The following is a 12,804-nucleotide window of genomic DNA, read 5'->3' on the forward strand; positions in this document are numbered from 1 at the left end:
CAGCTGCAAGCCTCGCGCTTGCAGCGGCCTCAAAGCCCCAGGAACTGGCACAGCTCGCGCTTCTTGGCCAAGGCGTCCCTGCGCCCCAGTTCGATCAGCTCGCTGCAGTAGCTGGCCTCGAACAGCAGGTAACTCAACACCCCCGCACCACTGGTCTTGGTCGCTCCAGGCCCGCGCAGGAACATGCGCAGCGCCGCCGGCAGGTCGCGGCGGTGGCGGGCGGCGATCTCGTCCAGAGGCTGGCTAGGCGCGACCACCAGCACCTCGATAGGCGCCAGCCCCAGGCGCCGGGTGTCCAGGTGTGGGGGCAGCAGATGGCTCAGGTGGTTCAAGCGCTGCAACAGCTCGATGTCGTCTTCGAGGCTGTCGATGAACGTGCTGTTGAGCATGTGCCCGCCTATCTGCGCCAGGCTCGGCTGCCTGCCACTGAATATGCGCGTCGCCGGCTGCGGCACGGCCGGGCGCTGCGGGTTGCCGCTGACCCCCACCACCAGCACCCGGCTCGCCCCCAGGTGCAACGCCGGGCTGATCGGCGCCGACTGGCGCACCGCACCATCACCAAAGTACTCCTCGCCCAGGCGCACCGGGGCGAACAGCAACGGGATAGCGGAACTTGCCAACAAGTGATCGACGCTAAGTGGCGTCGGCATGCCGATACGCCGGTGGCGCAGCCAGGGTTCGATGGTGCCTTGCCCCTGGTAGAAGGTCACGGCCTGGCCGGACTCGTAACCAAAGGCCGTCACGGCGATAGCCCGTAGTTGCTTGGAGGCCAGTGATTCGGCGATACCGTCAAGGTTCAGGTGCTCGTGCAGCAGCCCGCGCAATGGCCGGCTGTCCAACAGCGCCACCGGCACCTGGCTGCCGAGCCCAAGCAGGCTGTGGCCGAAGAATCGGCTGGCCTGGCGAATGACGCCGGGCCAGTCGCTGCGCAGCACCAGGTGGCTGCGAAAGTTCTGCCAGAAATGCGTCAGTTGCTGCACCGACTCGGCGAAGCGGGTGGCGCCACTGGCAAGCTTCACGGCATTGATGGCGCCTGCCGAGGTGCCGACGATAACCGGGAACGGGTTGGCCGCGCCGGCCGGAAGCAGGTCGGCGATGCCGGCAAGTACGCCGACCTGGTAGGCGGCACGGGCGCCGCCGCCAGAGAGGATCAGGCCAGTAGTTGGGGTCATGGGTCCTTCCTGGATCACGCGGGCGCAGGGCTCGCAAGCCGGCCGCAATAGGGGTTATTTCTTGTTGTCGTAAAGCCGCGGCTCGCCATCAGGGCGTGATTTGAAGCGCCGATGTGCCCATAGATACTGCTCGGGGCACTCGCGCAACACACCTTCGATCCACTGGTTGATACGCAGGCAATCGGCCTCTTCGCTTTCGCCGGGGAAGCCTTCCAGCGCCGGGTGAACAACCAGCCGGTAACCGCTGCCGTCTTCAAGGCGCTTCTGGGTGAACGGGATGACCCGCGCCTTGCCCAGGCGGGCGAACTTGGTGGTCGCGGTGACCGTTGCTGCCGGGATGCCGAACAGCGGCACGAAGATGCTCTGCTTGCTGCCGTAGTCCTGGTCTGGTGCGTACCAGATCGCCCGGCCCTTGCGCAGCAACTTGAGCATGCCGCGCACGTCTTCGCGCTCGACGGCCAGCGAATCGGGGTTGTGGCGCTCGCGGCCACGGCGCTGTATGAAGTCGAACACCGCGTTGCCATGCTCGCGGTACATGCCGTCGATGGTGTGCACCTGGCCAAGCAACGCCGCGCCGATTTCAAGCGTGGTGAAATGCACCGCCATCAAGATCGCGCCCTCGCCTTCGCGCTGGGCAGCCTGCAGGTGCTCGATGCCTTCGATGTGGGCCAGGCGAGCCAACCGGGCCTTTGGCCACCACCAGCTCATGGCCATTTCGAAGAAGGCGATGCCGGTGGACGCAAAATTTTCTTTGAGCAAATGCAACCGTTCGTCGTCCGAAAGCTGCGGGAAGCACAGCTCCAGGTTGCGCGCAGCAATGCGCCGGCGCTCACCGGCCAGGCGGAACATCACTGCGCCCAGGCCACGCCCCAGCCCCAGCAGCACGCGGTAAGGCAGTTGGGCAATCAGCCACAGCAGCCCAAGGCCAAGCCACAGGGCCCAGAATTGCGGGTGAAGATAGAAGGTACGAAAACGCGGGCGTTCCATTGAAGCTTCCGGCAAGACGAGGGCCGGGCATTCTACATCGGTTGCGGCCAATCAGTCTTATCGCTATAAGTCAGGGCACTTTTCTCGCAACAAGCCGTCTATGCAGACCATGAGCCTCAACCAGACACCCGACAACGCCCCCGTGTTCCAGCTCAAGGGCAGCATGCTTGCCATCACCGTGCTGGAACTGGCGCGCAACGACCTCGAGTCCCTCGACCGCCAACTGGCGGCCAAGGTCGCTCAGGCGCCGAATTTTTTCAGTAACACGCCGTTGGTACTGGCGCTGGACAAGCTGCCAAGTGGTGAAGGCGCCATCGACCTGCCCGGGTTGATGCGCGTCTGCCGCCACCACGGCCTGCGCACCCTGGCGATCCGTGCCAGCCGCATCGAGGACATCGCCGCCGCGATCGCCATCGACCTGCCGGTGCTGCCGCCTTCCGGCGCGCGCGAGCGCCCGCTGGAGCCGGAGCCTGAGGTGCGCAAGCCCGAACCTGCGCCAGCGCCGGCCGAGCCGCAAGTGCGCCCGACGCGCATCATCACAGCGCCCGTGCGCGGCGGCCAGCAGGTCTATGCCCCCGGTGGCGACCTGGTGGTGACCGGCTCGGTAAGCCCCGGTGCGGAACTTCTGGCCGATGGCAACATCCATGTGTACGGCGCCATGCGCGGGCGAGCCCTGGCTGGCATCAAAGGCGACACCAAAGCCCGCGTCTTCTGCCTGCAGATGACCGCGGAAATGGTCTCCATCGCCGGCCAGTACCGGGTCTGCGAAGACCTGCGCCGCGAACCACTGTGGGGTACGGCCGTGCAGTTCAGCCTGTCCGGCGACGTGTTGAACATCACCCGTCTTTAACGGATACTTGCCGGCATTTTTAGCGCAACTTCTTTATCGTTGCCGTTTCATGTATTTGCAGGGACGTCTGTCCCGACTATTTTAGGGGTGAAACACCTTGTCCAAGATCATCGTGGTTACTTCCGGCAAAGGGGGTGTGGGCAAGACCACCACCAGCGCCGCCATCGGTACCGGTTTCGCCCTGCGCGGCCACAAGACGGTCATCGTCGACTTCGACGTCGGCCTGCGTAACCTCGACCTGATCATGGGCTGCGAGCGCCGCGTGGTGTACGACTTCGTCAACGTGGTCAATGGCGAAGCCAACCTGCAGCAGGCCCTGATCAAGGACAAGCGTCTCGAGAACCTCTACGTGCTGGCCGCAAGCCAGACCCGTGACAAGGACGCCCTGACGCTCGAAGGCGTCGAAAAAGTCCTGATGGAACTCAAAGAGCAGTTCGAATACGTGATCTGCGACTCCCCGGCCGGTATCGAAAAAGGCGCGCACCTGGCGATGTATTTCGCCGACGAAGCCATTGTCGTGACCAACCCCGAAGTATCGTCGGTACGTGACTCGGACCGCATGCTGGGCATCCTGTCGAGCAAATCGCGCCGTTCCGAAAACAACGAAGACCCGATCGTCGAGCACCTGCTGATCACCCGCTACAACCCTGAGCGTGTGGCCGGCGGCGAAATGCTGAGCATCGACGACGTCACCGACATCCTGGCCATCAAGCTCAAGGGCGTGATCCCCGAGTCGCAGGCCGTGCTCAAGGCCTCCAACCAAGGTGTGCCGGTTATCCTCGACACCGAAAGCGATGCCGGCCAGGCGTACAACGACACGATCGACCGCTTGTTGGGCAAGGAAGTAAAACTTCGTTTCGTCGAAGTGCCGAAGCAAGGATTCTTCGCGCGTCTGTTTGGAGGCAAGTAAACCATGAACCTTTTTGACTTCTTTCGCGGCAGACAGAAACAGACCAGCGCGTCGGTAGCGAAAGAGCGTCTACAGATCATCGTGGCGCACGAACGCGGTCAGCGCAGCACGCCGGACTACCTGCCTGCCTTGCAGAAGGAACTGGTCGAGGTGATCCGCAAATACGTCAACATCGGCAACGATGACGTGCAGGTCGCACTGGAAAACCAGGGCAGCTGCTCGATCCTCGAACTGAACATCACCCTGCCTGATCGCTGATATTCCAGCGCTACAAGGCTGACCCTGTGGGAGCGGGCTTGCCCCGCGATGGCGTATCCACGCTGTCGCGGGCCAGGGCCGCTCCCACAGTGCTTTGCAGAGAACACCTGAACATGCCGCTGTCGAACATCCAGATCCTTCACGAAGACGCCGCGATCCTGGTGATCAACAAGCCGACCCTGTTGCTGTCGGTGCCGGGCCGCGCCGACGACAACAAGGACTGCCTGATCACCCGCCTGCAAGAAAACGGCTACCCCGATGCGCTGATCGTGCACCGCCTGGACTGGGAAACCTCCGGGATCATCCTGCTGGCCCGTGATGCTGACAGCCACCGCGAGCTGTCGCGCCAGTTTCATGACCGCGAAACAGAAAAAGCCTACACCGCACTGTGCTGGGGCCAGCCGGCGCTGGACAGCGGCAGCATCGACCTGCCACTGCGCTACGACCCGCCGACCAAACCCCGCCACGTGGTCGACCACGAGCAGGGCAAACACGCACTGACCTTCTGGCGTATCGTCGAGCGCTGCGGCGACTACTGCCGCGTGGAACTGACACCCATCACCGGCCGCTCGCACCAGTTGCGCGTGCATATGCTGTCTATCGGCCACCCGCTGCTGGGTGACCGCCTGTACGCCAACCCGCAAGCACTGGCAGCCCATGAGAGGCTGTGCCTGCACGCCTCGATGCTGAGTTTCACCCACCCGGTGTCCGGGCAGCGGGTGAAGTTCGAGTGCCCTGCGCCGTTCTGAGCGGTAAGTGTCGAGCTGCAAGCGGCCAGAAAAAGCGCAGGCAAACCACGCCCGGCCCATCGCCGACTGCCTTCGCCCAAGCTTGCAGCGCCCAAAACCTCGTGTAGTTCGCGGCAGCACTTGCCCTGCGGGCTGCCTTTGCTTGAAGCTTGCGGCTTGCAGCTTGAAGCTCAATCTGGAGTGAGTTATGCGCGATGCCCTGAACGCCGGCCTGATCGAATTCCTCAAGGCCTCCCCGACGCCCTTCCACGCCACCCAAAGCCTCGTGCACCGCCTGGAAGCCGCAGGCTACCAGCGCCTGGACGAGCGTGACAGCTGGGCCACCGTGCCTGGTGGGCGCTATTTCGTAACCCGTAACGACTCCTCGATCATTGCCATTCGGCTGGGCAAGCACTCCCCGCTGATCAGCGGCATTCGCCTGGTCGGCGCCCACACCGACAGCCCGTGCCTGCGGGTCAAGCCGCAACCGGAGCTGCAGCGCCAAGGCTTTTTGCAACTGGGTGTCGAGGTGTATGGCGGCGCGCTGCTGGCGCCCTGGTTCGACCGCGACCTGTCGCTGGCCGGCCGCGTGACCTTTCGCCGCGACGGCAAGGTCGAAAGCCAGCTGGTCGACTTCAAGCTGCCGATCGCGATCATTCCCAACCTGGCCATCCACCTCAACCGCACCGCCAACGAAGGCTGGCAGATCAACCCGCAGACCGAGCTACCGCCTATTCTGGCCCAGGTTGCAGGCGATGAACGGGTCGATTTCCGCGCGCTGCTGACCGAGCAACTGGCCCGCGAGCATGGCCTGAACGCCGATGTAGTGCTCGACTACGAGCTGAGCTTCTACGATACCCAGGGCGCTGCACTGATCGGCTTGAACGGCGATTTCATCGCCGGCGCGCGCCTGGACAACCTGCTGTCGTGCTATGCCGGGTTGCAGGCACTGCTGGCGGCCGACACCGACGAAACCTGCGTACTGGTGTGCACCGACCATGAAGAGGTCGGCAGTTGCTCGGCCTGTGGCGCCGACGGCCCGATGCTCGAGCAGACCCTGCAACGCCTGCTGCCGGACAACGACGACTACGTGCGCACCATCCAGCGCTCGCTGCTGGTGTCGGCTGACAACGCCCACGGCGTGCACCCCAACTACGCCGACAAGCACGACGGCAACCACGGCCCCAAGCTCAACGCCGGCCCGGTCATCAAGGTCAACAATAACCAGCGCTACGCCACCAACAGCGAAACCGCCGGCTTCTTCCGCCATCTGTGCATGGCCGAAGAAGTCCCGGTACAAAGCTTCGTGGTGCGCAGCGACATGGGCTGCGGCTCGACCATCGGCCCAATCACCGCCAGCCACCTAGGTGTGCGCACGGTGGATATCGGCTTGCCGACCTTTGCCATGCACTCCATCCGCGAGCTGTGCGGCAGCCATGACCTGGCGCACCTGGTCAAAGTGCTGGACGCGTTCTACCGCAGCCGCGAACTGCCCTGATCGCCCGCAGGGCCTGCCTCGGGTGACGGGGCAGGCTCGGGGTTTGTGGGGGCGAGCAAGGCTTCCAGGTTCAGGCGGCCCTTGGGGGCCCATTGCATGTAATCGAGGACCGAGAAGTCACTCGGTAACGTGCCCTGCGCCTGCTCCGATTCTGCTAGCCGCACAGCAACCTGCTCACGCTCATTGCTCGGATACTTCAGCCGTTCGGCAGGGGACATCTGGTCGAGTAATTCAAGATAGGCACGGCGTAGCGGGCGGACATCCGATGTTTCCAGTGCATAGCCCATAACGCCCGAAAAGTACTGCTCATCAAGATCCTCCCTGGCATACAGCGCCGTATAGCGCTCTTCATCAGAAAACCCTTGGCCGTTTTCGATTATGTCGGTGAGGCCAGCACGGTCCAGCCCGGCAAACGGATTTTGCACTTGGCGATCGTTGCTGAAGCGGCCCGCAAGAAATGCCAGGGAGGCCCGAAAACGCTCGGCCTCATCGGGCGTGTAGTGCTCAGGAGCATCGGTTTGAGTGAATGCCCCCTGCCCCGCCTCATGGAAACGCCCAGTTACTCGTTGGCCCAAGCCAGCCGCCCCATAGACGTTTTCATAAAGGGCGCGTGAGTCGGCAGCACTTTGCTGCCCAACCGCCAGAGCCCGCCCCTGCTCGGAGATGATCACTGCGTCATTTTGAGCCGATGCAGTGTGGGGACTATCGGCTTGGACGGGAGGTGATTGAGGTTGCGCGGGGGCTTTCCAAGTTACTGCACCTTGAGGAGATGGATTGATCTTCATGGTTCACCTGTCATTAGAGGGCGGGGCACAAATGCCCCGCGTTGGGTCACTTGATAGTGAAACGAACCGAGTAGTTGTGCGGCATGTTGAAATCTGCCTGCTCAAGCTGAGCCAAACATGTCGCGCGCACTTTCCCTATTGAAGCGGCTTCTTTCTTCCATACTGCCCCAGGATTCGGAAACTGAGCAGAGTGCGAGGCTGAAAACCGGCATTGTTTTTGTCCTGATGTATAAACAAACCGCATACCAGATACAGAATCAGCAAGACTGGTAACCACGAAAGTGCGCGTATCGCCCGAGAACACTTCAGCCATACCCGGTTCAGACACACCAAGTAGGTATTCATGGGTAAATTTCGCAGTGCCTGTAGTCTGATTATCGATCGACACCCTTGTAGTAGTGTTTTGAGCAAATGCGTAGCCACTGATAATCCATAGTACAAGCAAAGTAAGAGCTTTCATTCTGTGCATGATAAATCATCCTAAGTCGAGCCGAGCGGGTTATTCCGCCGGCACTCACCGCTGTATCGACTCGAGTGTGTATTTCTGTGTAGGACGTGAGTCTGATAAATGCGTAGGACGTTTCACCTGCAAGCGTCAGATTTAGCACCCCTCTACCTCGCCCACACTTCTGCATACAAATGGTTGCTTATACGTCCGTGCGTGACTGGGCTGAAGAAGTGGGTTCAACTACCGTCGCGTCTGCTAAGACCTCGCGGTTACAGCGGCCCTTTGGGTCCCAATTAATATATTTCCACAGAGAGAAGCCTGAGGGGAGGCTGCCTTGCTCTTCCTCTGCATGGGCAAGCCTGGCGGCAACGGCCGCCCGTTCATTGTCTGGATAATTGAGGCGCTCTACGGGGGTCAGGTTATCCAGATATTCGAGATAGCCTTTTTCCATCGGCCTATGATCATGGGTGCTAGTCGTATATTCAGCAAGACGGGTGAAGAACATATTATCCAACGCTCCTTTCGCCCTAAAAGCGGCATAACGCTCTTCCTTAGTGTAGCCTGCCTCATCCATTTCAATGGCCGCTAGTTCACCCCGCCCCATTCCCCAGAATGGGTTCTCATCAAACTTGGTCTCCACCCCCGAAAGTTTATATATGCCGTCGAGATACCGCAGAGTTTTGGTGAAACGCTGTGCATCGACGGGGCCATAATCCTCCGGAGGCGCCAAGCTTTTGAACGCGTGCTCACCTAGAGTACGGTACTCATTCCCAACTTGCTGATCCAGCCCTCTGGGGCCATAGATCCGCGCATGCAACGCCCATATCTCATTCTTGGTCTTGGCTGTGGCAAGGCTCTGTTCTGAGAGGCTGACCTGATCGCCGTCAACGACCGGCAACTGCTGCTGACTGGGGGATGAACGTAAAACAGTGACGGGCAGTGCCGGAAGCGAAACTGTTACAGGCAGTACTTTCATGGCAGATCCTCCAATAAATAGCGTGTTCTAAAACGCTGCTTCGCTCGCGCCAACCACTATGCAATGTGTGGTGAACGCTTTATCGGCCCCGCCCGATTTTCCTATGTAGGAAATTATTCTGAGAAAGTTGTGGGAAATTTCCCCGCATAGCCCAAAACAGTAAATAATTTGTGACGCATCCCCCTTTGCCACCCCATGCGGGCTAAGCTTGTAGAAACACTCCGATACCGCAGAAGGACCCCTGCCATGTCCCCGTTCCTGTCACTGTTCGTCCCGGTTTTCCTGTTCCTCATGCTGCTGACCATCGGCTTCGGCCTGCGTGAGCGCAATGTCGGGGTGCTGATGATGTGGCTGGGTACCTTGGGCATCTTTGGCCTGACCTGCTGGAAGATCCTGGAGAAACTGCCCACATAAACCTCTACACTCGGGCAAACGTTTTGCCTGAGGTAGATTTCCCGGTGCCTGCATTTCTGCGTTGCCTTGCCCTTCTGCTACTGCTGTTCGTCACCCCCACCCACGCCGCCGGCTTGCCGGGGCTGCTGGGTAGCAGCGCGCCCGCGCAGCCACAAGCCAGCGAGCCGTTGGGCAAATCGCTGGATGAGGTGATCAAGAACCTTGAGAACGACCAGCAACGGGCAAAACTGCTGGCCGACCTCAAGAAGCTGCGCGATGCCACCCGCCAATCGCAGCCCAGCGTCGAGCAAGGCGTGCTTGGGCTGATCGGCGGTGCGCTGCATGACTTCGAACAGCAGTTCAGCGGTGACGCCAGCCCGTTCGTGCGCTGGTCCGAAGAAATCGACCTGGCCCAGGATGAACTGGCAGCCCTGGTGGTGCCGGTGCATCAGTGGCCGGCAATTCTGTTCGGCTTTGCCGCCGTGATTGCGCTGTGGAGCGTGCTGGCCTACACCTTCAACTGGGTCGGCCACCGGGTGCGGGTGCGCTTTGGGCTGACCGAGGAACTGCCGCAGCATCCACGGCCCTGGGACCTGGTGCGCTTTGCCCTGCGCAAGCTCGGGCCGTGGCTGGTGGCGCTGGTCATTACCGTCTACCTGAGCTTTGCCCTGCCTTCGTCACTGGGCAAATCCATGGCCATGGTGCTGGCCTACGCCTTGGTGGTCGGTACGCTGTTCTCGGCGATCTGCGTGATTGCCTTCTCGCTGCTCGACGGCCCGCACCGCCACCGCGCGCTCTACATCCTGCGGCACCGGGCGTTCCGGCCACTGTGGCTGATCGGCAGCTTTGCAGCCTTCGGCGAGGCGCTGAGCGACCCGCGCCTGACGGCAGCCTTGGGTATCCACCTGGCCCATGCCCTGGCCACCCTGGCAAACGTCATCGCCGCACTGTGCACCGGGCTGTTCATCCTGCGTTTTCGCCGCCCCATCGCCCACCTGATCCGTAACCAGCCGCTGTCCCGGCGCCTGACCCGGCGCACGCTGAGCGACACCATCGAGATCCTTGGCAGCTTCTGGTACATCCCGGCGCTGATTTTGGTGGCCATTTCGCTGTTCGCCACCTTCGTCTCGGCCGGCGACACCAGCACCGCCCTGCGCCAGTCGCTGATGTGCACGGTGCTGGTGGTGCTGTGCATGGTGCTCAACGGCCTGGTGCGCCGCCACGCCGCCAACCCCAAGCGCGTCAACCGGCGCCAGGAGGTGTACACCGAGCGGCTGCGCAACTTCGGTTACGCGCTGGCGCACTTGCTGGTGTGGCTGTTCTTCATCGAACTCGGGCTGCGCGTCTGGGGCCTGTCGATGATCCGCTTCGCCGAGGGCGACGGCCACGAAATCAGCCTGCGCCTGCTGGGCCTGGCCGGCACCTTGATTGTGGCGTGGCTGGTGTGGATTCTTGCCGACACCGCCGTGCACCACGCGTTGGTGCGCTCACGCCGCGGGCAGGCCAATGCCCGCGCACAAACCATGATGCCGCTGATCCGCAACGTGCTGTTCGTGGCGATCTTCCTCATTGCGGTCATCGTGGCCTTGGCCAACATGGGCATGAACGTCACGCCACTGCTGGCCGGTGCCGGTGTAATCGGCCTGGCGATCGGTTTTGGCGCGCAATCGTTGGTTGCCGACCTGATCACCGGGCTGTTCATCATCATCGAAGACAGCCTGGCCATCGACGATTATGTCGATGTCGGCGGCCACCTAGGCACGGTCGAGGGCCTGACCATCCGCACCGTGCGCCTGCGTGATATCGACGGTATCGTGCATACCATCCCGTTCAGCGAAATCAAGAGCATCAAGAACTACTCCCGCGAGTTCGGCTACGCGATCTTCCGCGTCGCCATTCCGCACAACATGCACATCGACCAAGCCATCACGCTGGTGCGCGAGGTGGGCCAGAAGCTGCGCAGCGACCCGCTGATGCGCCGCAACATCTGGTCACCGCTGGAGTTGCAGGGTGTGGAGAGTTTCGAGTCAGGCTCGGCAGTACTGCGCGCCCGCTTCAAGACCGCGCCGATCAAGCAGTGGGAAGTGTCGCGGGCGTTCAACCTGGCGCTCAAGCGCCAGCTTGACGAAGCCGGGCTGGACCTTGCCACACCGCGCTTGTCGGTGCAGGTGGTCACGGCCGGGGGTGGGGATGTTGTGGAGCGCAGTGTTTCTGGGTGATTTGCGAGGAAAAGGTTTGCAGCGATCACGTGTGCGAGAGGTCAGACTGCGATGAGGCCGGTACAGGGTTGCACATAACCAACGTGCGGGCGCCCCAACAGGGCATCGCTGCCCGGTATCTAGACGGTAAACGGGAGGCTGTATGTATTTTAATTACACAGCCCCTGCTAGCTGTGCCTTACAAAGTCCGCTGTATTCTAAATAACGCCTTCCTATCATTAAAATAGCCCCACCGACAAATTGTCGATCTATTACCCTGAGCATCGCCGCTAGGAACTGACCTACGGGGTCAAAATCGAGTGAGTGTAGGACAGAAGCTGTTTTCTGCTGCGCGCAAGGACTTTTCCTACATGACTGATCGACTTTTCCCGCACAATCAAAGCTTGTACATCTTCCCATATTGCCTAAGCTGAAGATGTCGCAATCAAGCGATATCAACGGAGAACAATAATGAAAGAAGTGAAAATGGAGTCATCCAAACTAGCAAATCTGGCCCATCTGGTGCGTAAGGCGCAGTAAGCGCTAGCTGAAAATTCTAGGCGTAGTGCCGGCCTGCGCCTAGCATCCCTCCGGAGGCACTAGTAATGAACGATGGCTGCTTTTTTATAATTTTTGAAAAGAAACTGATCTGTTGGAACTATAGGAGTCACAAACAGTACGAACTTACTTTAGCACATGCACAACGACTTATCTTTTTGGCCTACAACCCAGACAAAACTGACAAAAACAACCCACTAGACAGCGAACTTAAAAGCAGCGGAATTTTAGACTCAACGCCGTATAACTCGTGGGGCTGGGATATACTTTCGCACATTTTTCATTTTGGCACTAAAAACATCCCACTCGACTTTCAACCGGGTGACAAATCCGAATGGGCAGCGCACTATCTAGAACACTGTGAAGATATTTCAAACAAAGAAATACCTACAATCAGCCAAGGCCAGAATATCAAGGACACCGTAAGTTTACCAAGATCATTAAAGCTAAGCACAGTGGAAAGCACTCTTAAACTCCGATCGACATCTAGAGTCTTCTCCGACCACCCTGTGCAACGCAACATCTTCGCGAGACTCCTAGAGTCTTCTCTTAGTTTCAATGCTGAAAGAAAGCTACCTGACACAGCGGGCATTGCAGAGATGTTTCGCAACCGCCGCAGCAGTCCTTCCGGTGGAGGACTTAATGCGACGGAGGCGTATGTCTACGTCCACAACATTGAAGGCATCAAGCGAGGCATCTACTATTACAACCCCACTGAGCACTGCTTGCACTTAACCTCCTCAGAACTGCCTGCCTTGGGAAATCTTTTATCAGGGCAGCATTTTGCGGACGATCTTGCGTTAGGATTTTTCCTTACCTCTAGGCTCGATAAGCTATGGTGGAAGTATGAACATTCGCGAGCATATAGAAATGCGCTACTTGAAATTGGGCACGTGGCACAGACTCTACAAATCGCAGCGACCTCCTTGGGCCTAGGAACTTGGCCGACTGGCGCACTTAACGAAAATCTTATCGACCCTCTCCTAGGCATAAAAGATTCTGATGAGCAGGTATTCTTTTTTGTAGGATGCGGCTATACGGAC

13 protein-coding genes are annotated in these 12,804 nt (G+C 60.0%); 8 read left to right on the forward strand and 5 right to left on the reverse strand.

Annotated elements, in window-relative coordinates:
- Nucleotides 1-29: 29 nt before the first annotated feature.
- A complete protein-coding gene (locus tag HU719_RS23440) occupies nt 30-1,172 on the reverse strand; it encodes a patatin-like phospholipase family protein (RefSeq protein WP_186520616.1) in 1,143 nt (380 codons plus the stop codon).
- A gap of 54 nt (nt 1,173-1,226) precedes the next feature.
- The gene (locus HU719_RS23445) at nt 1,227-2,159 is read right to left on the reverse strand and encodes a lipid A biosynthesis lauroyl acyltransferase (protein ID WP_186537044.1); all 933 of its coding nucleotides are present in this window, start codon (nt 2,157-2,159) and stop codon (nt 1,227-1,229) included.
- Nucleotides 2,160-2,259: 100 nt separating this feature from the next.
- Between HU719_RS23445 and minC the strand changes: the two genes are divergently transcribed.
- The 5 genes from minC to HU719_RS23470 all read left to right on the forward strand — a co-directional run bounded on the left by minC (nt 2,260) and on the right by HU719_RS23470 (nt 6,403).
- On the forward strand, nt 2,260-3,009 hold the full coding sequence (gene minC, locus HU719_RS23450; protein ID WP_186520614.1) for a septum site-determining protein MinC: 750 nt from the start codon (nt 2,260-2,262) through the stop codon (nt 3,007-3,009).
- Between the two features lie 97 nt (nt 3,010-3,106).
- Entirely contained in the window at nt 3,107-3,919 is an 813-nt protein-coding gene (minD, locus tag HU719_RS23455; RefSeq protein WP_186520613.1) for a septum site-determining protein MinD, read from the forward strand.
- A 3-nt stretch (nt 3,920-3,922) separates the two neighbouring features.
- Nucleotides 3,923-4,177, forward strand: a complete 255-nt coding sequence (gene minE / locus HU719_RS23460; RefSeq protein WP_186520612.1) for a cell division topological specificity factor MinE — start codon at nt 3,923-3,925, stop codon at nt 4,175-4,177.
- Between the two features lie 113 nt (nt 4,178-4,290).
- The gene (locus HU719_RS23465; protein WP_186520611.1) at nt 4,291-4,926 is read left to right on the forward strand and encodes an RluA family pseudouridine synthase; all 636 of its coding nucleotides are present in this window, start codon (nt 4,291-4,293) and stop codon (nt 4,924-4,926) included.
- 187 nt (nt 4,927-5,113) lie between these two features.
- Complete coding sequence (locus HU719_RS23470) at nt 5,114-6,403, forward strand: M18 family aminopeptidase (RefSeq protein WP_186520610.1); 1,290 nt, start codon at nt 5,114-5,116, stop codon at nt 6,401-6,403.
- Here the strand turns inward: HU719_RS23470 and HU719_RS23475 are convergent.
- From HU719_RS23475 to HU719_RS23485, 3 genes are all read right to left on the reverse strand, one after another.
- On the reverse strand, nt 6,379-7,188 hold the full coding sequence (locus HU719_RS23475) for a hypothetical protein (RefSeq protein WP_186537043.1): 810 nt from the start codon (nt 7,186-7,188) through the stop codon (nt 6,379-6,381). The genes HU719_RS23470 and HU719_RS23475 overlap by 25 nt on opposite strands.
- A 46-nt stretch (nt 7,189-7,234) precedes the next feature.
- The gene (locus HU719_RS23480) at nt 7,235-7,657 is read right to left on the reverse strand and encodes a hypothetical protein (RefSeq protein ID WP_186537042.1); all 423 of its coding nucleotides are present in this window, start codon (nt 7,655-7,657) and stop codon (nt 7,235-7,237) included.
- Between the two features lie 178 nt (nt 7,658-7,835).
- Complete coding sequence (locus HU719_RS23485) at nt 7,836-8,612, reverse strand: hypothetical protein (protein WP_186537041.1); 777 nt, start codon at nt 8,610-8,612, stop codon at nt 7,836-7,838.
- Between the two features lie 246 nt (nt 8,613-8,858).
- Between HU719_RS23485 and HU719_RS23490 the strand changes: the two genes are divergently transcribed.
- The 3 genes from HU719_RS23490 to HU719_RS23500 all read left to right on the forward strand — a co-directional run.
- Entirely contained in the window at nt 8,859-9,026 is a 168-nt protein-coding gene (locus HU719_RS23490; RefSeq protein ID WP_186520607.1) for a hypothetical protein, read from the forward strand.
- A gap of 44 nt (nt 9,027-9,070) precedes the next feature.
- The gene (locus tag HU719_RS23495) at nt 9,071-11,224 is read left to right on the forward strand and encodes a mechanosensitive ion channel family protein (RefSeq protein WP_186537040.1); all 2,154 of its coding nucleotides are present in this window, start codon (nt 9,071-9,073) and stop codon (nt 11,222-11,224) included.
- 584 nt (nt 11,225-11,808) lie between these two features.
- The coding region (locus HU719_RS23500) for a SagB/ThcOx family dehydrogenase (protein ID WP_217843727.1) at nt 11,809-12,804 on the forward strand (996 nt) is incomplete at its 3' end.

It is taken from the genome of Pseudomonas farsensis (assembly GCF_014268805.2).
In the GTDB taxonomy this organism is placed as follows: Bacteria; Pseudomonadota; Gammaproteobacteria; order Pseudomonadales; family Pseudomonadaceae; genus Aquipseudomonas; species Aquipseudomonas farsensis.